The sequence below is a fragment of the Shewanella sp. SG44-6 genome (genome assembly GCF_014164185.1).
In the GTDB taxonomy this organism is placed as follows: Bacteria; Pseudomonadota; Gammaproteobacteria; order Enterobacterales; family Shewanellaceae; genus Shewanella; species Shewanella vesiculosa.
This window is the reverse complement of record NZ_JACJER010000044.1, coordinates 1-23,772: the sequence shown is the minus strand read 5'-3', so window position 1 is coordinate 23,772 and position 23,772 is coordinate 1. Positions and strand designations below refer to the sequence as shown.

Sequence of the window (23,772 nt, the reverse complement as noted above, 5' to 3'; positions counted from 1 at the left end):
CTTAACAAAACCGAATAAATGTCTAAATATTTATTTATGGTTCACATAAACATTATGCAAACCCTTACATTAATATCACATTAATTTTGCTAAAAGCATTTTTACATAATGACTTAAGCCCAGTATCATAAGAAAATCTTAAGCAACTGATAGGCAATCCATTGCGATTATCTGCATCTTTCTTTTATACCGCTATTATCACCGCGTTGCTTTTGTTAACCGGTTGTAGTGTGACGCCATCTGAAGATTTTACGCATATCAATGTGACCAATGCAGCTCAAGCCAATGCATGGGAGCTGCAGGGTAAAATTGCCGTTAAAACAGCGGAAGATAAATTCAGTACTAATCTGTACTGGCTACACCAACCCGCTGCCAATGACTTGCGTTTAACCACAGTATTAGGTACGACAGTATTAACCCTCAAGACAAATCAAGGCATGGCGACGCTTGAAGTGGACGGCAAAACCTATCGCGACAGTAACGCCCAAGATTTACTGACAGGGATTAGCGGCTGGTCAATCCCGCTTGATAGCCTTCCTTTATGGATCACCGGCCAAATTGGCAGCAATGATAAAATTGTCAGCTATAATCCTGATGGCACAATTAAACAAGTCATCAGTTACGATCCTCAGGCAAACTGGTCGGTGAGTTTTCTCAGTTGGCAACAACAAAGCGGCGCGCTTGTGCCTAAGTTGTTGAAGATTGAGCGAGAAAATGTGCAAATAAAAATTCAAACTAATCAATGGACAGCTGTAGCGGCCAAAACCCAATAACAATAAATGTTAATTGCTGGCACATTAACAAGGTAGTTAAACAAACATGAAACCAACTCACTTACGTAAATCAGCCGTTTCAACAAGTTGGCCTGCGCCAGCAAAATTAAATTTATTTTTACACATTACCGGCCAGCGAGCTGATGGTTATCACCAATTACAGACCTTATTTCAATTTATTGACCATTGCGATTACCTCGATTTTCATATTACCAACACAGACGATTTAATTTTACACTCTGCTATCTCCGATTCTGTCGCTGACAGCGATAACTTAATTCTTAAAGCCGCAAAGTCACTCAAGCGTTATACCCAATATGAAGGCGGTGCGCATATTTGGTTAGACAAATTACTCCCTATGGGTGGTGGTTTAGGCGGTGGTTCATCGGATGCAGCAACCACATTAGTGGCACTAAATGCCTTATGGAAAACCAATGTGTCACCCAGTAAACTGGCTGAAATAGGCTTAACACTCGGTGCGGATGTTCCTGTTTTTATTAATGGTTTATCAGCATTCGCCGAAGGTGTCGGTGAGCAATTGATCACAGTAGAACCCGCTGAACCATGGTACTTGGTTATTGTCCCTGATGTGCATGTGTCAACTAAGGATATTTTTCAGCACCCAGACCTACCACGCAACACACCTAAATTGGATATGAACAGCTTAATGACTCAGCAGTGGACCAATGATTGTCAGAAATTGGTCACAACTAAGCACCCTCAAGTTGCCAATGCCTTAAGCTGGCTGGTAGAATATGCGCCGTCGAGAATGACTGGAACAGGCGCATGCGTGTTCGGGGAATTTACACATTCGCAACAAGCACTTGACGCTTTAGCCGAATTGCCGGCTCATATGCGAGGGTTTGTTGCAAAAGGGATGAATAAGTCGCCATTAAAAATACGGCTTGAGCAGCTCTAATTACATAATATCTTCTGGGTCAGTTTTGAGTGACAACACGTAAAATTGATCTAGCCTTTAATCGTAAAGCAAACATCTGAGGTTCATAAAGTGCCCGACATCAAGCTCTTTGCTGGTAACGCTACCCCAAATCTAGCTGCTAAGATTGCAGATCGTTTATTTTGCAAACTTGGCGACGCAGTTGTAGGCCGTTTCAGCGACGGTGAAATCAGTGTTCAAATAAACGAGAATGTACGTGGTGCGGATGTGTTTATTATCCAATCTACTTGCGCACCAACTAACGATAACCTCATGGAGCTTATTGTAATGGTTGACGCGCTTCGCCGTGCATCAGCGGGTCGTATTACTGCCGTTATTCCGTACTTTGGATATGCTCGTCAAGACCGCCGTGTACGCAGTGCACGTGTGCCTATTACAGCGAAAGTGGTTGCAGATTTCTTGTCGAGCGTGGGTGTTGACCGCGTATTGACTTGTGACTTACACGCTGAGCAAATTCAAGGTTTCTTTGATGTCCCGGTTGATAACGTATTCGGTAGCCCAGTGCTACTTGAAGACATGCTCTCCCGGAAATTTGATAACCCTGTTGTTGTGTCTCCTGATATTGGCGGTGTTGTTCGCGCTCGTGCAGTAGCCAAACTATTGGATGATACTGATCTTGCCATTATCGATAAACGTCGCCCACAGGCGAACGTGGCTCAGGTAATGCACATTATTGGTGACGTTCAAGGCCGTGATTGCATCATAGTTGATGACATGATCGACACTGGTGGCACTTTATGCAAAGCTGCTGAAGCATTAAAAGAACATGGCGCTAACCGCGTGTTTGCTTATGCTACTCATCCTGTATTCTCAGGTAATGCAGCTGAAAATATTGCCAATTCTGTTATCGACGAAGTTATCGTAACTGATACTGTGCCATTAAGCCCTGAAATGCTCAAAGTGGCTAAAGTGACTCAGTTAACCATGTCTGCGGTACTTGCTGAAGCGATCCGTCGTGTAAGCAACGAAGAGTCTATCTCTGCTATGTTCCGCCACTAATCTAACCGATTAGGGTCATCAAAAACGCACTCGATTGAGTGCGTTTTTTTATTTGTGTGGAACTCGATTCATTAAGCAGACAAAGCATACTTAGGCATAAAAGATGATTGCTGACCTTGCATCATCGCTGGCGCAATATTGACATGTTGTTGCTGCACTAAAAATGATTTCCCAGCCGCTAAGCCAGTATGATAATCATGCAGTAAATCTGTATCAGCACTGCCAAGCAGTTTACTTTGTAAACTGTTGTCGGCAAAAATTTGGATAATTTCAACATCAGCTGGCGGATTAGCAATAAACGCTAACTCTTGTTGATACGCTTGCTCATGTTGCACTAAGTAATCAATGGTTCTGGGGCAATAACCAGAGACACAAATCCATGATTTTAGCTTATGTACCCAAGCTGATTGCGCCTGAAAGTCTGCATTAACCGTTCGAATGACCACAATTTTACGCGCACCGCGCTGGTAAGCCTCACGAACAGGTAAAGGTGCCGCTAGCCCGCCATCAAGGTAAAAGTCTTCTTGAGGTTGCGCTATAAGCTCAGGTGTTTGATTCGCAGCATGGGTATTTAACCAAGGCGCGAGTTTCACACCTTGCTTATAAAGAAAAGGCAACGCACTCGATGCTTTTAACAACTCGCGCCAATGCTCACCATCGTTGCTAGGACTAAAAAAGTAACCTTGGCGATCTCGTGAATTAGTTGTAGTAATCAATAATTGCCGTTTGCCTAAATATTTTGCTGCAGAGGCGAAATCCAAAGTAAAACTGCCTCGAGTAGTTTTATCAAAATACCAATCGAGATCGACTACGTGGCCACCAACTAAACCTCGGCTTAATTGGTAAAAACGTTTATGACGTGATAATCCTCGAATTAATCGTTTTGCATAGCCTTTTTGGCGCGATAAAAAACTGGTTAAATTTTGCGAACCGGCAGAGGTGCCAATAAACAGATCAAATGGATCAAATTCGGCTTCTAACCAAGCATCTAACACCCCAGCAGTAAAAATCCCACGCTGACCACCACCTTCGGCAATTAACGCCGTCATAGGCTGTGATACATGCTCAGAAAGCATTGGAGGATGAGTTGTTTGGGTGTTCATAGTAAACCTGACGTTAGTGATTAACTGCATAAGGTAAGTCTAAAGAACTGAAGCGAAGATAGATAATGGATAGAATCAATTGAGTTAATAGAAAAAGGCTATCAATACCGCGCAAGATTTAACGTTATAAAAACAAAAATGCAAAAAGCCCGTCTATTAAGACGGGCTTTTCAGAATTTGGCTGGGGTACCAGGATTCGAACCTGGGGATGCCGAGATCAAAACCCGGTGCCTTACCGCTTGGCGATACCCCAATTAAAACAAATTATGGCAATACAGACTAAAAATCACTTTGAATAAAATTTGATGGTACGGGAAGAGAGACTTGAACTCTCACACCTCGCGGCACCAGAACCTAAATCTGGCGTGTCTACCAATTTCACCATTCCCGCATCAAATTTTAACTTAGAGTATACTCTTTTTATTTCAGAGTAAACTTTGGCTTTACTAGCTAATGTAAGTACAACTCACTCTACCTAGTAAATATGGTAGCAATGGCGGGACTTGAACCTGCGACCCCAGCATTATGAGTGCTGTGCTCTAACCAGCTGAGCTACATTGCCAAAGATGGCTGGGATACAAGGATTCGAACCTTGGAATGCTGAGATCAAAACCCAGTGCCTTACCGCTTGGCGATATCCCAATAATCTTGTCTAACTTTATAAATGGCTGGGATACAAGGATTCGAACCTTGGAATGCTGAGATCAAAACCCAGTGCCTTACCGCTTGGCGATATCCCAATCAAACTTTTTGAAACATCCGCCTAAGCCAATATCTCTAATAAATGGTACGGAAGGAGAGACTTGAACTCTCACACCTTGCGGCACCAGAACCTAAATCTGGCGTGTCTACCAATTCCACCACTCCCGCACAACACTCTAGTTTAACATCTTGAGCAGATGGGTAAGAAATATGGTAGCAATAGCGGGACTTGAACCTGCGACCCCAGCATTATGAGTGCTGTGCTCTAACCAGCTGAGCTATATTGCCACTATTTCTTGCAATCCCTCTTGGCGAGGAACGGGGCGTATTATGCTTATTCAGGTTATCTAGGTCAACTGGTTTTTTTCGCTATTTTCATCAATTCGTCTTGTTCGGCTATAACTTCACCAAACTGAATGCCGAATCGACAAAATAAAGCCAATTAACTGACTAAAATATCCTTTACGCCCCTTATTATGATTTTTTACTTAATCTAAATGCTGCTTAGACATTAAATAAGAAATGCATCACATCGCCATCTTTAACAACGTAGGTTTTACCTTCGACACGTAATTTACCGGCATCTTTGGCTCCCGCTTCACCTTTGTAGGTAATAAAATCTTGATATGCCATCACCTGCGCACGAATAAAGCCACGTTCAAAGTCGGTGTGGATAACACCAGCAGCTTGTGGTGCTGATGCGCCAACAGGTACTGTCCATGCACGTACTTCTTTTACACCAGCAGTAAAATACGTTTGCAGATTTAATAATTCATAGCCTGCACGGATCACACGGTCTAAACCAGACTCTTCGATACCTAAGTCAGTCATAAACTCGGCGCGGTCATCAGCTTCCATTTCAGCGAGTTCTGACTCAATCGCAGCGCACACAGGCACAACCACTGCATTTTCTGTTGCCGCAATAGCACGCACAACATCAAGATGAGGATTATTTTCAAAACCGTCTTCAGCCACGTTAGCTATGTACATGGTCGGCTTTAAGGTTAAAAAGTTTAGGTACGCAACTGCGGCTAATTCTTCTTTGGTTAATTCTAATGAACGTAGCATTTTAGCTTCATCTAATGCTGGGCGCATTTTTTCAAGCACTGCAACTTCAAATTTGGCATCCGCATCACCGCCTTTAGCGCGTTTAGCTTGACGAAAAATAGCCCGTTCACAGGCATCTAAATCGGCTAGGGCTAATTCGGTGTTAATCACTTCAATGTCGCCAGCAGGGTCAATTTTATTGGCTACGTGAACAATGTTTGGATCTTCAAAACAACGTACCACATGACCAATAGCATCGGTTTCGCGAATGTTAGCTAAAAATTTGTTGCCTAAACCTTCACCTTTCGATGCACCAGCAACTAAACCGGCGATATCAACGAATTCCATAGACGTCGGCAAAATGCGTTGAGGTTTGACAATGGCAGCTAACGCGTCGAGACGTGAGTCAGGTACAGGTACCACTCCGGTGTTTGGCTCAATAGTACAAAACGGAAAGTTTGCCGCTTCAATCCCTGCTTGTGTTAACGCATTAAACAACGTTGACTTACCTACGTTTGGAAGACCAACAATGCCGCATTTAAAACCCATATGCTTACCTTTATATATGTAGAATTATCCCATTGGATAATGATGTCGAAAGGGTGTTAAAACAAAACTAGCCTGGCTTATTCTGCTTTGAACGAATGTAATCTGTGCATAGCTTTCGCCATGTCTTGGTTAAATAAAATCTCGGTGGAACGAACCGCTTCATCAATCGCCGCATTTATTCGCTCTTGTTCTACCGCTGGTGCCCTGCCCAGTACGTAGCCGCTGACTTTATTTTTATCGCCTGGATGACCAATGCCAATCCGTAAACGATGAAAGTTCTTGTCGTTGCCTAAGCTAGCAATAATGTCTTTTAAGCCATTATGACCACCATGGCCACCACCTAATTTGAATTTAGCCACGCCCGGTGCCATGTCAAGCTCATCATGGGCAACCAATATTTCTTCAGGCAGGATACGGAAAAAGTTAGCTAACGCTGCCACAGACTTACCGCTTAAATTCATATAGGTTGTTGGGATCAGCAAGCGCACGTCTTTACCGTGTAAAATAGCCCGAGCTGTGACGCCAAAGTATTTACTCTCTGGTACTAATTGAACACTGCAAATACGAGCCAGTTCTTGCACGTACCATGCACCAGCGTTATGGCGAGTTTGCGCGTATTCAGCACCCGGGTTTGCCAACCCGACAATCAATTTAATGTTACTCATCACAACCTAGTCAGTTTCTTAGCAAACACTATTGCTAAATGCCTTCATGGGGTACATCAAAATACACATGATGCAAAACGCGGCATTTTATACCAATTTCACTCATAATGTAATCATTCAAAGCCACTCAAGCCTTAGCGTTAATCATGTCCCCATCAAGTTTTGCGTGCGGAGCAATAACGCAAACCCAAAAAGCCGAACTGGGTTAGCGAAGAGTTTAAGTCAATCCAAGGGCATACTTGAGCACTTTTCGCTTTAATGGTGAGTCGATATTTGCCAATTTCAATGCACCATTACGCAGCAGTTTTAACGGTAATAAATCATTGCTAAACCCCGCATAAAAAGCATCCATCGCGGTCATCATCAGTTGATTATCGTAATAACGCGCTTGCTGATATCGCTTTAGCACAGGCGTGTGCCACCATATTTCCCCACTGCCAATGGCATTGGCAATCTGAGCTACCAGCACATCAACATCTTTGAAGCCAATATTAACTCCTTGGCCAGCTAATGGATTAATCGTGTGGGCGGCATCACCAATAATCACTAAATTATCTTGGTAGTAACCTTGGGCATGTCGGCGAGTGAGTCTAAAGCTACCTCTATTCTCAACCGTGAAATTAGGATCTAAACGCGGCGGAAAATGCTGCCTGATTTGTTGTGCTAATTGCAGATCATTAAGTTGTGATAATTGTTTGATGCGATTGGCATCGTCGTACCAGACTAATGACGCATGATTCCCAGGAAGCGGCAATAAGCTTCTTGGCCCAGCAGGGGTAAATTGCTGCCAGGTTACTGATTGCTGTGGGGTTTGAGTACTGATATTAATTAGCATCGCCGACTGCGCATAATCCCAGCCAGTGACACCAATACCAGCCCATTGACGAACTTGCGAATGAGCACCATCGGCGCCAATCAATAATCTTGTCGTGATTTTATCGCCATTATCAAGCTCAATACTCACTTGCTGACTATCACTTAAACGGCCAAATTGGGTCACTTTATGCGGACATAATAAGGTGACATTATCCATTCTCCGGATTTGCTGCCATAGGCTTAATTGAATTAACCGATTTTCAAAAAAGTAGCCTAAGTGCGCTTGACCCACTTGTTCTGCGCTAAATGCCGTAAGGCAATCGTCGAGCTCCCATGTTTCTAAGCCAGTATATGGCGCATGGCGCATCAACAACAGCTCATCCATGGCACCAAGACGGGTTAATAATTGTTCAGATGCAACACTGACTGCAGACACTCGCACATCTAATGGCTGTTCTACATCATAAGGCTGCGGTTGACGGGACTCTATCACCGCCACGCTAAGTCCTAATTGACCTAATCCAATCGCGGCAGCCGCACCGACCATTCCGCCGCCCACGACCACAACATCATAATGAGTCGCATCGCCAGTAGCGTTCGTTGATGTGAGTGAAGCATCTTGCATTGTGTTTACATCCATAAATAGTGAAATGAGTTTATGTTCAATATAACAGCCAATGAAAAACGAATTAACTGAACCTCTGTTGGGCATCAATAATCATTATTAACCTATACGCGATGACATCCATAATGGCTTACTTGGCGGCACATTAGCTTGGCAACTAGTGCTATCACCCTTTAGCGGTGAAAAATCACATCTACAATTGCTGAACGACGCCCCCATGAGGGCGATAAAACAGACCAAAATAAAACCATGACGATGGTGCATGCTAATGGTTCGATTATGCCCTAGATCAATAAACCACGGAAATGTAGCGAGGCTTTAATCGTAACTTAAGCCTAAATAGCCACTGAATGCGATGTTTACTCGTTATAACTTATCAAGTTTAATCCAAACGAATAGTCATTACTATTTTTAAGGCTATTGCAAAATTTACATTCAAATGCGTGAAACTTGCACTAATACTAGCCAGACCGCCTGACAACAGGTAAAATGTCGCGCTATTTTTACTGTGATTTACTGGCGAGCACTGATGAGTAAAAAACTTCATATTAAAACCTGGGGCTGTCAAATGAATGAGTATGACTCATCAAAGATGGCTGATTTATTAGACGACTATCAAGGATATACCTTGACCGATGACGCAAGCGAAGCAGATGTACTGCTGCTTAATACTTGCTCTATTCGTGAAAAAGCACAGGAGAAGGTGTTCCATCAGCTAGGGCGTTGGAAATCTTTAAAAGATAAAAATCCTAATTTCATTATTGGGGTGGGTGGTTGTGTTGCCTCGCAAGAAGGTAAAGCCATTAAAGATCGCGCTCAATGTGTTGATATTATCTTTGGCCCGCAAACTCTGCATCGCTTACCTGAGATGATTGAACAAATTCAACGTGGCGAAAAAGCCGTGATTGATATCAGTTTCCCTGAGATTGAAAAATTCGATCGCCTGCCAGAACCTCGTGCAGACGGTCCAACGGCATTCGTGTCCATTATGGAAGGTTGCAGTAAATACTGCTCTTTCTGCGTGGTGCCTTACACCCGTGGTGAAGAAGTCAGCCGTCCATTAGATGACGTGATTCTTGAGGTGGCTCAATTAGCCGCTCAAGGCGTACGTGAAGTCAATTTACTAGGCCAAAATGTTAACGCTTATCGCGGTGCCACTCATGATGATGAGATATGTACCTTTGCGGAATTATTGCGCCTAGTGGCCTCAATTGATGGTATCGACCGTCTGCGTTTTACCACCAGCCACCCGATTGAGTTTACTCAAGACATTATCGATGTCTATGCAGATACGCCTGAATTGGTGAGCTTCCTGCATTTACCTGTGCAATCAGGCTCAGATCGTATTTTGACCCAAATGAAACGCGGTCACATGGCGATTGAATACAAGTCGATTATTCGTCGTCTGCGTAAAGCCCGTCCTGATATTCAAATCAGCTCTGACTTTATTATTGGTTTCCCTGGTGAGTCAAAGGACGATTTTGCCGACACCATGAAACTGATTGAAGATGTCGGTTTTGACCACAGCTTTAGCTTTATCTACAGCGCACGCCCTGGTACACCAGCAGCAGACTTACCAGATGATGTTAGCGATGAAGAAAAGAAGCAGCGTTTAGCCATTTTACAAGACCGTATTACTCAACAAGCAATGCGCTATAGCCGTCATATGTTAGGCACGGTTCAACGTATTTTAGTCGAAGGTCCATCAGTAAAGAATCCAATGGAGCTTCGTGGTCGTACTGAAAACAGTCGTGTGGTTAACTTTGAAGCCGCGCACACTCACATCGGCAGTTTTGTTGATGTGAAAATTGTTGATGTTTATACCAACTCATTGCGCGGTGAATTTGTCCGCGGTGAAAATGAAATGGATTTACGTCGCAGTTTACATCCGGCTGATATTTTGGCTAAACACAAGCAAGATGACGCATTAGGTGTAACCCACTTTAAGCCATAATCAATGTTTGTTGTTTAAACGATATTAAAGGCGGCTTGTCCGCCTTTAATTTTGTCTAAAATTAGGCTAATTATGGTAATTCAATGCAGAGGCTCGTAAACTGTCATTACTGTAGTATGGCATTTACAAGCCATTATTTTTGTCCTAATTCGACACCTGGAGCCTTATTTGACCACTAAAGTCACCACCATGAATTTGTATCTAGAACCTGCAGATACTCGCCGCCTCGTGTCATTATGCGGTCCATTTGATGACAACATCAAACAACTTGAACGCCGATTAGGCGTTGAGATTGTCCATAAAGACAACCATTTTACGATTGTCGGTTTGCCACGTAATGCCCTCAATGCCAATAATTTGTTACGTCAGTTATACATTGAAACTCAAACCGTCAAAGGTAGCACTCCGGACTTAGAACCTGAAGTGGTTCATTTAGCCATTCAAGAAGCGATTAACCTTGAGGCGGAACAAGACAACGACGACACGAGTATTCATATAAAAACTAAACGTGGCGTGATTAAACCTCGTACACCCAATCAAAGTGTGTACATGCATAACATTACTCGTCACGACATCAGTTTTGGTATTGGCCCAGCCGGTACTGGTAAAACCTACCTTGCAGTTGCTGCGGCAGTTGATGCCTATGAACGTCAAGAAGTGCGCCGTATTCTATTAACGCGTCCAGCGGTTGAAGCAGGCGAGAAACTCGGTTTTTTACCCGGCGATTTAAGCCAGAAAGTCGATCCTTATCTACGCCCTCTTTACGATGCTTTGTTTGAAATGATGGGTTTTGAGAAAGTTGAAAAGTTAATTGAACGCGGCGTGATTGAAGTGGCCCCACTGGCTTATATGCGCGGCCGCACTCTTAATGATGCGTTTATTATTTTAGATGAAGCGCAAAACACTACGGTTGAACAAATGAAAATGTTCTTAACCCGTATTGGATTTAATTCGCGCGCGGTGATCACCGGTGATATCACCCAAATTGATTTACCCCGTAGTCAAAAGTCTGGTTTGCGTCATGCCATTGAGGTTCTCAGCAAAGTATCTGAAATCAGCTTTAACTTCTTTGTCGCCCAAGATGTGGTTCGCCATCCTGTTGTAGCAAGAATTGTTGAAGCCTATGAAGCGTTCGAGCAACAAGAACAACTCGAAAAAGCGGCCAAAGAGCAAGCTTATCGTGAACGTGAGCAAAAACGTCAATTACTTGAAAAAGAAGCCAGCCCTCAATGAGTCAGCCCATGATATCACTCGATCTTGACCTGCAAATTGCAGTGAACAATCTGAATTTACCGACTCAAGCAGAATTTGAAACTTGGGTACGTACCGCAGTGGGGCAGACAATGCCTGAAGTGGAATTAACGATTCGCATTGTTGAAGTTGCTGAAAGTCAGCTACTCAATTTAACCTATCGCGGTAAAGACAAACCGACCAACGTGTTGTCATTCCCGTTTGAAGCACCACCTGAGGTTGAATTGCCATTATTAGGTGATCTGGTTATCTGTGCACACGTGGTGGAACAGGAAGCCATTGAGCAAAATAAACCGCTAAATGCACACTGGGCACACATGGTCATACACGGCTGCTTGCATTTGCTGGGTTATGACCATATTATCGACCAAGAAGCCGATGAGATGGAGTCATTAGAGACCCAACTTGTTGAAGGCTTAGGTTTTACAAACCCCTATAAGGAAGCATAAATAAACAAGGAATATCTTATAGATAGCCCTGTTTAGGTAAATATTATGAGTGACGATATCCCCCCGAGTACAAACGCCCACAAGAAAACCTGGTTCGATAAAATTAACCAGCTATTTCAGGGCGAACCTCAAAATCGCGAAGATTTAGTTGATGTGATTGCAGGTGCCGAAATGCGCGACCTCATTACAGAAGACACACGCGAAATGATTAAAGGTGTATTAGAGGTTTCTGACCTTCGTGTGCGCGACATTATGATACCAAGAGCGCAAATTGTTACCATTCAAATAGACTCGACCGTCGATGAGTTTTTAGAAATTGTCATGGATTCAGGTCACTCTCGCTTCCCGGTTGTTAATGAAGATAAAGATCATATTGAAGGCATTTTACTGGCTAAAGATTTGATCAAATACGGCTTCAAACAATCTGATGAAAACTTTACTCTTGCCCAAGTTATACGCCCTGCAGTGGTGGTACCTGAAAGTAAAAGAGTCGACGTACTACTCAAAGAATTCCGTTCGCAACGCTACCACATGGCCATTGTTGTCGATGAATATGGTGGGGTATCAGGCTTAGTGACGATTGAAGATATTCTCGAAGAGATTGTCGGTGAAATTGAAGATGAATTTGATCACAACTCGGTTGAAGACACTGAAATTAAAAAGCTCAGTAACACAGTATTTATGGTCAAAGCGCTCACTGAAATTGAAGATTTTAACGAAGCGTGTGGCACCAACTTTAGCGATGAAGAATTTGATACCGTTGGTGGCATGGTGTCGCATGCATTTGGCCACTTACCAGAACGTAATGAAAGCATCGTGATTAATAATATTGAGTTCAAAGTGATTAACGCTGATAACCGCCGTTTGGTGCAACTTCGTGTTAAACTGCCAGACCCTAATATTAGTGAAGAATTCGACGACTAAATCGTGCTAAAAACTCAATCTCTATACTCTTCTTTGAGTATTGTCCGTCTGGTGGCGGCATTTATTGCTGGCGCCAGTACGGCATTATCGTTTGCGCCTTATGAAATTTGGGCCATATTTCCTTTAGCATTAAGTTTTGCTCTATGGCAGAGCCAGACATTAACCGCTAAACAAAGTTTATATTACTGGCTAAGTTTCGGTTTTGGTTGTTTTGCAATTGGCATTAGCTGGGTGCATGTCAGTATTGATACTTTCGGCGGCATGCCGATTTTTGTATCGATAACGTTAATGGCGATCCTGGCAATGTATCTGGCGATTTATCCCGCCATAGCTGGATATTTACTCAGCAAGTTATCTCGCACATCTAAATACACTTTAAATCCCTACTTCACTTATCTTGGTCTATTTCCAGCATTATGGGTCCTAACAGAATGGTTACGCGGCTGGGTATTTACAGGTTTTCCTTGGATTTGGGCCGGCTACAGCCAAACATTAGGCCCGCTAAGTGAATTAGCCAGTTTTATTGGTGCCTTGGGGCTGAGCTTTATCGTCGCATTGGTGGCGGGCTCCTTGATACTATTAACCCAAAAACGCATCTTCCCTGTGTTGGTTATATTACCTATTTTGGCATTGAGTGCTTGGGCTGCACCATTACTCAACCCTATTTCTACCAGTGGCAAAACCGTTAAAGTGGCATTAGTGCAGGGCAATATTCCCCAAAGTATGAAGTGGGAACCCGATGCATTGTGGCCAACCATGCTGAAGTACATGGACATGACCCGCGAGCAATTTGATGATGCGTCCAGTGTCGATATTGTTATTTGGCCAGAAGCCGCCATTCCAGCACCAGAAGCCATGGTGGAAGACTTTCTAATGGATGTCAGTAAAGTGGCCAGCATTAACAACACGGCAATTGTTACTGGCATTATTAGCCACCAGCAACAAGACTTTTTTAACTCATTAATCGTACTCGGTAATTATCATCAAAAGCACCAACAAAGCGCTGACTACATTGGTGATGGCAGTAACCAGTTTAAAAAACATCATTTATTGCCTATTGGTGAATTTGTCCCGTTTGCCAGTTTATTACGCCCTATCGCACCATTTTTTAATTTACCGATGTCATCTTTTCAACGAGGTGACTATACCCAGCCTAATTTAGTCGCACTCGGTTACCATATCGCTCCGGCAATTTGTTATGAGATAGCCTTCCCAGAACAAGTAAGGGCGAGTGTAACCGACGAAACAGATATGCTGCTTACCGTATCAAACGATGCTTGGTTTGGTGCGTCAAATGGCCCATTACAGCACATGGAAATAGCGCAGATGCGCGCCATTGAAATGGGTAAACCACTATTGCGGGGGACCAATAATGGCATTACTGCCGTCGTTGACCCACACGGACGTATCACAGATGCGATTCCTCAATTTGAAGCGGGAGTACTTGTGACCAATATTCAACTGTTTCAAGGACAAACTTGGTTTCGAAAGATAGGTCAATTACCCTTGCTGATACTGTGTGGCTTGTTAGTATTACTGGGTGTAATAAACTATTTACGTAAATAATGGCTGATATGATGTCACAATCGATTCAACTCAAAAAAAATCATTTATCCCAAGGGTTTACCCTAATTGAATTGGTTGTGGTAATCATCATTCTAGGTGTTTTAGCGGTTGTTGCTGCGCCTAAATTTATTGGCCTCAGTTCAGAAGCGAGACAACAGGCCCTATCTGGCATAATGAGCAGTGTCAAAACCGCCAATAATTTAGTGTATGCTCGATCAAAAATGACCAGCCTAAACGTGCAAGCAGTTCAAAATCGCGATGACTTAATCGATATTGATATCGACAATGATGGTCTATTTGAAACACGATTAAAATGGGGCTATTTAGATAACACAGATGTCGAAAAATGGATCACCATAGATGACGTCTTTACCTTTCAATATCAAGGTGTTGATTTCACTTATGTCGGCTATGATAAAGATGGTAATGGCCAAGTAACCAATGATAATTGCTACTTCTCTTACACCCAAGCCGTTGACGCAAATACAGGTCCCCAATACCAGATAGTATCAAGCGGTTGCTAACCTAAATCGGCCATTGCGACCGATTACAGTATAAAAATTGAACTAGCCTCAAGTTTGCGACGTAATAACCTTAACAAACCACTATTGGAGGTTATTATGCAACTATCTGAAATAAAGCTAGCCATTACTGAACAAACTCAACATCCCACCATTATTAGCTACGCAGACTCAAATCATTACCTACTGGGTCTTAAAGATCTTGATGGCAATTTTCAACGTGCTCATGATAGAGACGGCAAGCCATTATGTTTCAACTCAATAAAACAAGCCGAAGAATTGCTTAAACAACAAGGGATCAGTTACGCCATGATAGAAATGCAAACAGCATATGATGAGATGGTCGGTAACAGCAGTGTAAGCCACTGCCATTACCGAGTAGAGTTTTAAGCGTTAAGTTACCAATTATGGCGTTAACGGCTCCCGTGAAAACTCGTTGTAATCACATTTTGGACAGTCGGGGATTACCCCAGGAAAATCAATTTGCATTTGATGACCACATTTATTACAGGTCAGTTTGCCTTGGTTAATGATTTCCCCAGACTTATAAACCCCATGATGTTTAAAATCTTGTAACAACTCGTGCCACTCCACTTGGCTTCGATCCGTTATCTCGCTCAACCACTGCCATAATGTATTTTCAATCCCAATAACCATAGGGCTATAACTCAAATTATCGGCATTTTCCTCATTTAAGAAAGCTGCTATGTCTCGCTTTAAAAATTCTTCTACTAATGCGAGCTCTTCTTCATCGGAATGAGATTTAAGTTTTAAATACTCTTTACCCTGGGTCACTGACTTGAATAAGCTCTTCGCTGTCAATGAGTTATCTTGGTCAAACGTAGTTTTCACCTGTTCGAATAGTGACTGATATAAGGCTAATAGTGCTGAACTTTTTCCACTCATAAGTAATACTCCTTAATACGCACCTTTTTAATAGATCACTTCTGGTTTATTCTATGCAGTTATAAATCTCGCTGCTGAGCGTTAGATCAAACAATGGGCGGCATTGCCGGAAATAGATTGATGCAAGAGCTATATAATCCCTCAGAAATTGAAGCCTTAGTGCAAAAGCACTGGCACGAACATAAAACATTTGAAGTTACTGAAGATGAAAGCAAAGAGAAGTTTTATTGTCTTTCAATGTTTCCTTATCCTTCAGGTCGTCTTCACATGGGTCACGTCCGCAACTACACAATAGGCGATGTAGTGGCACGATATCAACGTTTACAAGGTAAAAATGTTTTGCAACCGATTGGTTGGGACTCATTTGGTCTGCCTGCAGAAAATGCCGCGATCAATAACAAGACCTCTCCAGCGCCTTGGACATATGAAAACATCGACTACATGAAGAACCAACTTAAGTTATTAGGATTTGGTTATGATTGGAGTCGTGAAATCGCCACCTGTACCCCTGAATACTATCGTTGGGAACAATGGTTTTTCACTAAGTTGTATGAAAAAGGCTTAGTGTACAAAAAAACCTCATCAGTTAACTGGTGTCCAAATGATGAAACTGTACTGGCAAATGAGCAGGTACAAGACGGTTGTTGCTGGCGTTGTGATACTCCAGTTATTCAAAAAGAAATTCCGCAGTGGTTTATTAAAATTACCGATTACGCTGAAGAATTACTTAACGATATCGATACCTTAGATGGCTGGCCTGAACAGGTTAAGTCTATGCAGCGTAACTGGATTGGCCGTAGCGAAGGCATAGAAATGACGTTTGCCGTTGCTGATAGCCAGGCTACGTTTGATATCTATACCACTCGTCCGGATACGTTAATGGGCGTCACCTATGTTGCAATTGCAGCAGGTCATCCATTAGCAATACAAGCTGCTGAAAATAATCCACAACTGGCTGAATTTTTAGAAGAGTGCAAAAACGCCGATACCACTGAAGCAGCAATGGCTTCAATGGAGAAAAAAGGTGTGGCTACTGGCTTACAAGCGATTCATCCAATTAGTGGCAAATTGGTGCCTATTTGGGTGGCTAACTTTGTATTAATGAATTACGGCACTGGTGCTGTGATGTCTGTTCCCGCTCATGATCAGCGCGATTATGAATTTGCCCTTAAATACAAGCTTGCTATCGAAGCGGTGATCAAGCCTGTTGAAGGCGAATTGGACATCAGCAAAGAAGCCTATAGTGACAAAGGCGTGGTATTTAACTCGGGTGATGCTTTCCCTGAACTTGACGGTTTAGACTTCCAAGCAGCCTTTGAAGCCATTGATGCTAGATTAACCGCAGAAGGTAAAGGTAAACGCCAAGTCAATTACCGTTTACGTGACTGGGGTGTTTCTCGTCAACGTTATTGGGGCGCACCAATCCCAATGGTTACCCTAGCTGATGGAACTGTGTTGCCAACGCCAGCAGATCAACTGCCCGTTATTTTGCCAGAAGATGTGGTAATGGACGGTATCCAAAGCCCAATTAAAGCCGATAAGGCTTGGGCCGAAACCACAGTTAACGGTCAGCCAGCAATGCGCGAAACCGATACCTTTGATACCTTTATGGAATCATCTTGGTACTACGCTCGTTACTGTAGCCCGCATGCTGATGAAATGTTAGATCCTGCCAAAGCAAACTACTGGTTACCAGTAGATCAGTACATTGGTGGTATCGAACACGCTTGTATGCATTTGTTGTATTTCCGCTTCTTCCATAAGTTGTTGCGTGATGCAGGCTTAGTCAACAGCGATGAACCGGCAAAGCAACTACTGACTCAAGGCATGGTATTAGCCGATGCTTACTACTACATCAACGAAAAAGGTGCCCGTGTTTGGGTATCACCTTTGGAAGTGACTGTAGAAGAAAAAGACGACAAAGGCCGTATTCTTAAGGCGGTAGATAATCAAGGTCATGAACTGGTTTACACCGGCATGAGCAAAATGTCTAAGTCGAAGAACAACGGTATTGACCCGCAAGTGATGGTCGAAAAATACGGCGCTGACACAGTCCGTTTATTCATGATGTTTGCCTCGCCACCTGAATTAACCCTCGAATGGCAAGAGTCTGGCGTTGAAGGAGCACATCGCTTCATTAAACGTTTCTGGAAATTAGCCAACGATCATGTTGCAGCGGGTAAAACAGAAGCATTAGATACCAGCAAATTAAATGCTGATCAAAAAGCGTTACGCCGTGAATTACATAAGACGATTGCTAAAGTCAGTGATGACATTGCCCGTCGTCAAATGTTTAACACTGCAGTGGCCTCTGTAATGGAACTGATGAACCATTTACTGAAAGCATCACAAGAAACAGCTCAAGACCGCGCCTTGCTCGCTGAAGCCTTGTCTGCTGTTACTCGTTTGCTTTACCCTATCGTGCCTCACATCACCTTTACCTTATGGAACGAATTAGGTCACCAAGGCAACATTGAAGACAGCCGCTGGCCAGAAGTGGATGAGTCTGCATTAGTTGAAGACAGTAAACTGATTGTGGTGCAAGTTAACGGTAAAGTGCGTGCAAAAATCACTGTAGCCGCTGATGCATCAAAAGAAGATGTTGAAGCCTTAGGCATGAATGATGAATATGTCCAAAAGCACACTGAAGGATTAACCGTTCGTAAAGTGATCTACGTGCCAGGTAAACTACTCAGTATTGTCGCTAACTAAACTGATCTCATTGAGATAAAGTAATCTCAATTTGATTATAGTGATAAGACTGCAGTGTTATAACTTACCGCGGATGAAACCGCGGTAAGTTATTTATTTTAACCATGTAATAACAAGGATGCCTACCTTCACTATGCTAGCCAAAAAAATCTGTTTAGCCATAATGACATTGGTGTTACTAACCAGTGCAGGATGCGGCTTCAAACTCCAACGCAGTTATTCCATCCCTGCTGAATTAGCTGAATTACATTTAACCAGTAGCGATGAATACAGTGAGTTAACTCGCTTAGTGCGTGATAGGTTGCGCATCAACCGCATTAGCCTTGTCGATGCTGCACAAGAAACACCGACACTTCGATTAATCAATGACTCACTCGAACGCGCCACATTATCACTTTATCCCACTGGGAATGTCGCCGAATATGAGCTGATCTATTTAGTGCATTATTCGGTCACCTTACCGGGACAAGATCCACAAGACTTTGATACTGAAATCCGCCGTGACTATCAAGACGACCCACGAACTGCATTAGCAAAAAGTCGGGAAATGGAGTTGTTAGTTAAAGAAATGCGAGTACAAGCAGCCGATTATATCATTCAGACTTTGGCGTCAATCGGAGCTGAGTAATGCGGGTTTATCCGGATCAACTCAAGCAACACCTCTCGCCCCTACCACAATGCTTTTTACTGTTTGGCGATGACCCATGGTTAATCGAAAACAGTAAACAGCACATTCTGAGTGCGGCTAAAAAACAGGGCTTTGAAGAACGCGTTCAACTCAGTCAAGAAACCGGCTTTAATTGGGGCGATCTAGTCCAAGAATGGCAAGCAATGAGTTTATTTGCTAGCCGACGGATTATTGAATTAACCCTGCCACAGGGTAAACCCGGTATTGAGGGCGCGGCGGCATTTCAGACGCTGTTACAACATCCCAATCCAGATATGCTACTGATCGTTCAAGGCCCTAAAGCCAGTGCTGAACAAACCAATAGTAAATGGTTTAAATCACTCGATGCCAAAGGCATCTATTTACCTTGCGCCACCCCTGAAGGTAAACAGTTTGAACGCTGGTTAGACAGCCGTATTACTCATTATCAGCTGACTGTTCACCATGATGCTAAAACGATGTTGTTTACTTTATTTGAAGGTAATTTACTGGCTGGTGAGCAAGCAATGCAATTGTTACAACTGCTCAGCCCTAAGCAAAATATTACTCCAGAGCAACTGAGTGAATATTTTGAGGATCAATCTCGTTTTAGTGTGTTTCAACTCTGTGATGCCATATTAGGCAATCACCAAAAACATGCGCAACACATGTTGGCGCAGTTGCAGGCAGAAGGCACAGCTATGCCTATTTTAATGTGGGCTTTATTTAAAGAGATTAACCTACTACTCACGTTAAAGCTGGCGCTGCATAATGGTGAGCAACTGAGTAAGTTATGGGGCCAACACCGCATTTGGGATAAACGTAAACCACTTTATCAAGCTGCAATAACGCGATTAGATTTGGACCACATTGAGCACATGCTCGCGTTTGCCTCTCAATTAGAACTAAATCTCAAACAAAAAGGCCATGAAGATTGGATCGGTCTAAGTCATTTATGCATTTTATTCGACCCACGGGCACATAAGCGTTTAGCCCATATTGAACTCACTGACTGAGACCAAAACTAAGGACAGCGAATGCGTATTGGTATATTGGGGGGCACATTCGACCCCATCCATCTAGGGCATATCAATCCTGCACTAGAAGTAAAACAGCAACTTAATTTAGATCAGATTTGGTTAATGCCCAATCACATCCCACCACACAAAAAGACCACAGTGGTTAGCAGCCATCATCGACTTGAAATGGTGAAATTAGTTTGTCTGCAGTATCCAGAATTTGAACTATGTGATATTGAAATTAAGCGTGACACGCCCTCTTACAGTGTCACTACGCTATCATTGCTGACTGAACTGTATCCTGATGAAGAATTCTTTTTCATTATGGGAATGGACTCATTTGTTCAACTGCCATTATGGTACCAATGGCAATCCTTGTTTAATCTATGCCATATCGCACTCTGTCAACGTCCCGGGTGGACAATTGATACCCACAGTGAAATGACCAAAGAGTTATTATTTAGACAAGCCAATACCGACTACCTCACATCAAATTCCCATAGCAAACATGGAAGAATATTTTGCATCAACAGCCAGTTAATCGATATCTCCTCAACTGAAGTTCGTCAGCGATTAGCTCAAAATATTGATATCAGCACAGTGTTACCGCAAACGACAATCGATTATATTCGCCAACATCAACTCTATATTTAGCACCGCAAGTCCTACAGCGATGAGCTCATGAGCAGGATTATGAATCCGCTCAGTATCGGGCGCTAAATTAATTCTATCGTTGTTTACGCCTGCTTAATTGCGCATTAACAGTGAATTTGAGTATAATACTCCGTTAATTTTTACTTATGAGGTACTTCGCGTGCAAGGCACCGAACTAAAAGATTTCGTTATCGACAAAGTCGATGATTTAAAAGCAAAAAATATTACTGTTATCGATGTTTCTAAGCGGTCAACTATTACCGACACCATGATCATTTGTACTGGTACGTCGAAAACACACGTTCGTTCTATTGGTGAGCACGTGATCGTGTCAGCAAAAGACGCAGGCGTACAACCTCTTGGGGTTGAAGGTCGTGACAGCAGCGAATGGGTTTTAGTTGATTTAGGCTCTGTTATTCTGCACGTGATGCAAGAACAAACTCGTGATTATTACGAGCTTGAAAAACTGTGGTCTGAACATAACGTCTAATGAAGTTACAGCTTATTGCCGTTGGCACCAAAATGCCCGATTGGGTAACCCGAGGCTTCGAAGAATACCAACGCCGTTTCCCTAGAGATATGGCCTTGGAACTCATCGAAATCCCAGCAGGGAAGCGCGGAAAAAATGCCGATATCGCCCGAATTTTAAATAAGGAAGGCGAACTAATGCTAGCGGCAGTAGCCAAAGGTAACCACATTGTCAGCTTAGATTTACCCGGCAAAAATTGGACAACACCAGAGCTTGCCGAGCAAATGACAAAGTGGCAACTCGATGGTAGAGACGTCAGTTTGTTGATTGGTGGCCCAGAAGGACTTTCACCTGCTTGTAAAGAGGCGGCCAACCAAAGCTGGTGTTTATCTGCACTAACCCTACCTCATCCTTTGGTTAGGGTTATCGTAGCAGAAAGCCTATACCGAGCTTGGAGCGTCAATAACAATCATCCGTATCATAGAGAATAAATTCAGTCGCATGAATAACTTAGTTTACAGATAATGATTATCATGCAGCTCTATTTTTCATTTTTATCAGCTGATACTGTGGCCTTTAATAATCTAACCTTTAATTTGGTCACGACGGGGATAGCATAAGTGCCGCCAAAAAAGCGCATTACCATGCATGATCACGCCGCAGAAGCCGCGCTATTTAAGCGCCGGGCATTCTTCACTTTTCTTTGCGTATTTATATTACTCTGCATATTATTTTCCAATCTTTATCATCTTCAAGTTGTCTCCTATAAAGATTATGAAACTCGGTCAAATGATAACCGTATTCGGGTCGTTCCTACGCCACCAAGTAGAGGACTTATTTATGACCGTAATGGCGTGCTATTAGCCGAAAACCAACCTTATTACTCTCTAGAACTCATCCCAGAGAAAGTCGATGATATGACAGCGACGTTAGATGAGCTTAATAGCTTCATTGAACTTTCAGAAGATGATCGCGAAAGTATCACTGAAAACCTAAAGTTTCATCGTCGCTTTAAACCGTTAACCATCAAAAGTAAGTTAACAGACGAAGAAGTCGCTATTTTTAGTGTCAATCAATATAAATTTCCCGGTATTTACGTTGAAGCGGGCCTTAAGCGTCATTACCCTTACAATGCATTATTGACCCATGTACTTGGCTATGTGGGCAAAATTAATACCCGAGATAAAGCATTACTTGAAAAAGGTAGTCAGTGGAAAAACTATGCTGCAACCAAAGATATTGGTAAGCAAGGTATTGAAAAATTTTATGAAAGTTTGCTTCATGGCACTCCTGGTCACCTCGAAGAAGAAGTGAATAATCGTGGCAGAGTGATCCGTACACTCAAAGTCACACCGCCGACACCGGGACAAGATATCTATCTCACACTCGATCTCAAACTACAGCAAAAAGCCATGGAACTGTTAGATGGCCGAAAAGGCTCTGTTGTCGCAATAGATCCCAGAGATGGCGGTGTTTTAGCGATGATCTCCAGCCCATCATATGATCCTAATCCATTTGTTCATGGCATTACCTCTAAAGCCTATAATGACCTCTTAAATGATAAATCGCGGCCATTAATTAACCGTGCAACCCAAGGGCAATACTCTCCAGCATCAACGATCAAGCCACATGTGGCATTACTTGGTTTAGAAGAAAAAATCATTAGTGAACGTACACGTATTTGGGATCCTGGCTATTGGCAAATGCCCGGAGTCGATCGTAAATGGGGCGATTGGAAGAAATGGGGCCACGGCTGGGTAGATATCTACCATGCCATTGTCGAGTCCTGTGATATTTTCTTTTACGACCTTGTCTACAAAGTTGGCATTGATAAAATGGCTATCTTTATGGATCGCTTTGGCTTTGGTAGAAGCACTAGCATTGATATTTTTGAAGAATCTGATGGTGTTATGCCCTCTAGAGACTGGAAAAGAATGCGTTATAATCAGCCTTGGTATAACGGCGATACCATTTCGGTTGGTATTGGCCAAGGCTATTGGACCACTACCCCGTTACAGCTTGCTAATGCGGTCACCATTATGGCTAATAAAGGTAAGCGATTTACACCTCATCTATTAAAATCCTTTAAAAATAGTACCGTTAAAATTGATTCTCCCATTGATGAGCAAATACCAATAGAGCTTAAAGATCCGAATAATTGGGACATCATTAATGAGGCTATGCACCAAACTGCGGATAAATCGCACTTTACGGATGCAAGTTATACCGCGGCGATGAAAACAGGCACGGCACAGGTATTTAGTGTTGGTAAAGATCAAAAGTATAATGCCGACACAGTAGCGGATCACTTACGCGATAATGCATTAGTAGTTGCTTATGCACCTTATGAAAATCCTCGTATTGTTTTGGCTGTGGTACTTGAAAATGCGGGATGGGGTGGAAAAAATGCCGGACCGGTCGCAAGAGCATTACTCGATGAATATATGTTACGCGACGAATGGGC

General features: G+C 42.8%; 22 protein-coding genes and 7 tRNA genes. 17 read left to right on the top strand and 12 right to left on the bottom strand.

Annotated features, from left to right (window positions below; translation table 11 throughout):
* Window positions 1-149 precede the first annotated feature (149 nt).
* From lolB to H5185_RS09990, 3 genes are all read left to right on the top strand, one after another.
* Entirely contained in the window at window positions 150-773 is a 624-nt protein-coding gene (gene lolB / locus H5185_RS10000; protein WP_404948454.1) for a lipoprotein insertase outer membrane protein LolB, read from the top strand.
* Window positions 774-819: 46 nt separating this feature from the next.
* Window positions 820-1,692 carry a 4-(cytidine 5'-diphospho)-2-C-methyl-D-erythritol kinase gene (ispE, locus tag H5185_RS09995; protein ID WP_182722456.1) on the top strand — a complete coding sequence of 291 codons (873 nt, stop codon included), beginning with the start codon at window positions 820-822 and terminating at the stop codon, window positions 1,690-1,692.
* A gap of 90 nt (window positions 1,693-1,782) precedes the next feature.
* Complete coding sequence (locus H5185_RS09990) at window positions 1,783-2,730, top strand: ribose-phosphate pyrophosphokinase (protein ID WP_124017821.1); 948 nt, start codon at window positions 1,783-1,785, stop codon at window positions 2,728-2,730.
* A gap of 71 nt (window positions 2,731-2,801) precedes the next feature.
* Here the strand turns inward: H5185_RS09990 and H5185_RS09985 are convergent, their stop codons facing one another.
* The 11 genes from H5185_RS09985 to H5185_RS09935 all read right to left on the bottom strand — a co-directional run bounded on the left by H5185_RS09985 (window position 2,802) and on the right by H5185_RS09935 (window position 8,237).
* Window positions 2,802-3,833, bottom strand: coding sequence for a patatin family protein (locus tag H5185_RS09985; RefSeq protein ID WP_182742008.1), 1,032 nt, complete (start codon window positions 3,831-3,833; stop codon window positions 2,802-2,804).
* Between the two features lie 178 nt (window positions 3,834-4,011).
* A tRNA-Gln gene (locus H5185_RS09980) sits at window positions 4,012-4,086 on the bottom strand.
* A gap of 53 nt (window positions 4,087-4,139) precedes the next feature.
* Window positions 4,140-4,224: transfer RNA gene (locus tag H5185_RS09975), tRNA-Leu, on the bottom strand.
* 94 nt (window positions 4,225-4,318) lie between these two features.
* Window positions 4,319-4,395: transfer RNA gene (locus tag H5185_RS09970), tRNA-Met, on the bottom strand.
* A gap of 5 nt (window positions 4,396-4,400) precedes the next feature.
* Window positions 4,401-4,475 (bottom strand) — tRNA-Gln (locus tag H5185_RS09965).
* A gap of 23 nt (window positions 4,476-4,498) precedes the next feature.
* A tRNA-Gln gene (locus H5185_RS09960) sits at window positions 4,499-4,573 on the bottom strand.
* A gap of 45 nt (window positions 4,574-4,618) precedes the next feature.
* Window positions 4,619-4,703, bottom strand: a tRNA-Leu gene (locus H5185_RS09955).
* A gap of 43 nt (window positions 4,704-4,746) precedes the next feature.
* A tRNA-Met gene (locus tag H5185_RS09950) sits at window positions 4,747-4,823 on the bottom strand.
* 216 nt (window positions 4,824-5,039) lie between these two features.
* Entirely contained in the window at window positions 5,040-6,131 is a 1,092-nt protein-coding gene (gene ychF / locus H5185_RS09945) for a redox-regulated ATPase YchF (RefSeq protein ID WP_124017819.1), read from the bottom strand.
* Between the two features lie 77 nt (window positions 6,132-6,208).
* Window positions 6,209-6,796, bottom strand: a complete 588-nt coding sequence (pth, locus tag H5185_RS09940; protein WP_182722454.1) for an aminoacyl-tRNA hydrolase — start codon at window positions 6,794-6,796, stop codon at window positions 6,209-6,211.
* A 217-nt stretch (window positions 6,797-7,013) separates the two neighbouring features.
* Window positions 7,014-8,237 carry an FAD-dependent monooxygenase gene (locus H5185_RS09935; RefSeq protein WP_259396201.1) on the bottom strand — a complete coding sequence of 408 codons (1,224 nt, stop codon included), beginning with the start codon at window positions 8,235-8,237 and terminating at the stop codon, window positions 7,014-7,016.
* 529 nt (window positions 8,238-8,766) lie between these two features.
* Here H5185_RS09935 and miaB point away from each other — a divergent pair.
* The 7 genes from miaB to H5185_RS09900 all read left to right on the top strand — a co-directional run bounded on the left by miaB (window position 8,767) and on the right by H5185_RS09900 (window position 15,292).
* Window positions 8,767-10,191 (top strand): tRNA (N6-isopentenyl adenosine(37)-C2)-methylthiotransferase MiaB, encoded by a 1,425-nt coding sequence (gene miaB / locus H5185_RS09930; protein ID WP_182742007.1) that lies wholly within the window; start codon window positions 8,767-8,769, stop codon window positions 10,189-10,191.
* Window positions 10,192-10,359: 168 nt separating this feature from the next.
* Window positions 10,360-11,424, top strand: a complete 1,065-nt coding sequence (locus tag H5185_RS09925; protein WP_182698670.1) for a PhoH family protein — start codon at window positions 10,360-10,362, stop codon at window positions 11,422-11,424.
* Window positions 11,421-11,891, top strand: coding sequence for an rRNA maturation RNase YbeY (gene ybeY, locus H5185_RS09920; RefSeq protein WP_182742006.1), 471 nt, complete (start codon window positions 11,421-11,423; stop codon window positions 11,889-11,891). Before H5185_RS09925 ends, ybeY begins: the two co-directional genes overlap by 4 nt.
* 45 nt (window positions 11,892-11,936) lie before the next feature.
* On the top strand, window positions 11,937-12,815 hold the full coding sequence (corC, locus tag H5185_RS09915) for a CNNM family magnesium/cobalt transport protein CorC (RefSeq protein WP_124017814.1): 879 nt from the start codon (window positions 11,937-11,939) through the stop codon (window positions 12,813-12,815).
* Between the two features lie 3 nt (window positions 12,816-12,818).
* Entirely contained in the window at window positions 12,819-14,381 is a 1,563-nt protein-coding gene (lnt, locus tag H5185_RS09910) for an apolipoprotein N-acyltransferase (protein WP_182722451.1), read from the top strand.
* 11 nt (window positions 14,382-14,392) lie between these two features.
* A complete protein-coding gene (locus H5185_RS09905; RefSeq protein ID WP_182742005.1) occupies window positions 14,393-14,905 on the top strand; it encodes a type II secretion system protein in 513 nt (170 codons plus the stop codon).
* A 96-nt stretch (window positions 14,906-15,001) separates the two neighbouring features.
* Window positions 15,002-15,292 carry a DUF6482 family protein gene (locus H5185_RS09900; RefSeq protein ID WP_182742004.1) on the top strand — a complete coding sequence of 97 codons (291 nt, stop codon included), beginning with the start codon at window positions 15,002-15,004 and terminating at the stop codon, window positions 15,290-15,292.
* 15 nt (window positions 15,293-15,307) lie between these two features.
* On the opposite strand, the gene H5185_RS09895 is transcribed toward H5185_RS09900, so the two are convergent.
* Entirely contained in the window at window positions 15,308-15,808 is a 501-nt protein-coding gene (locus H5185_RS09895; RefSeq protein WP_124017811.1) for a zinc ribbon-containing protein, read from the bottom strand.
* A gap of 120 nt (window positions 15,809-15,928) precedes the next feature.
* Between H5185_RS09895 and leuS the strand changes: the two genes are divergently transcribed.
* The 7 genes from leuS to mrdA all read left to right on the top strand — a co-directional run.
* Window positions 15,929-18,520 carry a leucine--tRNA ligase gene (leuS, locus tag H5185_RS09890; RefSeq protein ID WP_182742003.1) on the top strand — a complete coding sequence of 864 codons (2,592 nt, stop codon included), beginning with the start codon at window positions 15,929-15,931 and terminating at the stop codon, window positions 18,518-18,520.
* 133 nt (window positions 18,521-18,653) lie between these two features.
* Window positions 18,654-19,148, top strand: a complete 495-nt coding sequence (gene lptE, locus H5185_RS09885) for an LPS assembly lipoprotein LptE (protein WP_124017809.1) — start codon at window positions 18,654-18,656, stop codon at window positions 19,146-19,148.
* Window positions 19,148-20,182, top strand: coding sequence for a DNA polymerase III subunit delta (gene holA, locus H5185_RS09880; protein ID WP_182742002.1), 1,035 nt, complete (start codon window positions 19,148-19,150; stop codon window positions 20,180-20,182). The genes lptE and holA overlap by 1 nt, the downstream gene beginning before the upstream one ends.
* A 21-nt stretch (window positions 20,183-20,203) precedes the next feature.
* Window positions 20,204-20,839: a nicotinate-nucleotide adenylyltransferase gene (gene nadD / locus H5185_RS09875; protein ID WP_124017807.1), complete on the top strand. Its 636-nt coding sequence runs from the start codon at window positions 20,204-20,206 to the stop codon at window positions 20,837-20,839.
* A 160-nt stretch (window positions 20,840-20,999) separates the two neighbouring features.
* Complete coding sequence (gene rsfS, locus H5185_RS09870) at window positions 21,000-21,329, top strand: ribosome silencing factor (RefSeq protein WP_124017806.1); 330 nt, start codon at window positions 21,000-21,002, stop codon at window positions 21,327-21,329.
* On the top strand, window positions 21,329-21,799 hold the full coding sequence (gene rlmH / locus H5185_RS09865; protein ID WP_124017805.1) for a 23S rRNA (pseudouridine(1915)-N(3))-methyltransferase RlmH: 471 nt from the start codon (window positions 21,329-21,331) through the stop codon (window positions 21,797-21,799). Before rsfS ends, rlmH begins: the two co-directional genes overlap by 1 nt.
* Before the next feature lie 129 nt (window positions 21,800-21,928).
* Window positions 21,929-23,772 (top strand): penicillin-binding protein 2 (gene mrdA, locus H5185_RS09860; RefSeq protein WP_182742001.1); only part of this gene is annotated, 1,844 nt, incomplete at its 3' end.

Excerpts from the sequence above, each read along its gene's own strand:
- H5185_RS09905 (WP_182742005.1), top strand. The coding sequence starts at position 14,393 with ATGTCACAATCGATTCAACTCAAAAAAAATCATTTATCCCAAGGGTTT.
- ychF (WP_124017819.1), bottom strand. The coding sequence starts at position 6,131 with ATGGGTTTTAAATGCGGCATTGTTGGTCTTCCAAACGTAGGTAAGTCA.
- ispE (WP_182722456.1), top strand. The coding sequence starts at position 820 with ATGAAACCAACTCACTTACGTAAATCAGCCGTTTCAACAAGTTGGCCT.
- holA (WP_182742002.1), top strand. The coding sequence starts at position 19,148 with ATGCGGGTTTATCCGGATCAACTCAAGCAACACCTCTCGCCCCTACCA.
- ybeY (WP_182742006.1), top strand. The coding sequence starts at position 11,421 with ATGAGTCAGCCCATGATATCACTCGATCTTGACCTGCAAATTGCAGTG.
- H5185_RS09900 (WP_182742004.1), top strand. The coding sequence starts at position 15,002 with ATGCAACTATCTGAAATAAAGCTAGCCATTACTGAACAAACTCAACAT.
- H5185_RS09985 (WP_182742008.1), bottom strand. The coding sequence starts at position 3,833 with ATGAACACCCAAACAACTCATCCTCCAATGCTTTCTGAGCATGTATCA.
- rlmH (WP_124017805.1), top strand. The coding sequence starts at position 21,329 with ATGAAGTTACAGCTTATTGCCGTTGGCACCAAAATGCCCGATTGGGTA.
- H5185_RS09895 (WP_124017811.1), bottom strand. The coding sequence starts at position 15,808 with ATGAGTGGAAAAAGTTCAGCACTATTAGCCTTATATCAGTCACTATTC.
- lptE (WP_124017809.1), top strand. The coding sequence starts at position 18,654 with ATGCTAGCCAAAAAAATCTGTTTAGCCATAATGACATTGGTGTTACTA.
- corC (WP_124017814.1), top strand. The coding sequence starts at position 11,937 with ATGAGTGACGATATCCCCCCGAGTACAAACGCCCACAAGAAAACCTGG.
- nadD (WP_124017807.1), top strand. The coding sequence starts at position 20,204 with ATGCGTATTGGTATATTGGGGGGCACATTCGACCCCATCCATCTAGGG.
- pth (WP_182722454.1), bottom strand. The coding sequence starts at position 6,796 with ATGAGTAACATTAAATTGATTGTCGGGTTGGCAAACCCGGGTGCTGAA.
- H5185_RS09935 (WP_259396201.1), bottom strand. The coding sequence starts at position 8,237 with ATGCAAGATGCTTCACTCACATCAACGAACGCTACTGGCGATGCGACT.
- miaB (WP_182742007.1), top strand. The coding sequence starts at position 8,767 with ATGAGTAAAAAACTTCATATTAAAACCTGGGGCTGTCAAATGAATGAG.
- leuS (WP_182742003.1), top strand. The coding sequence starts at position 15,929 with ATGCAAGAGCTATATAATCCCTCAGAAATTGAAGCCTTAGTGCAAAAG.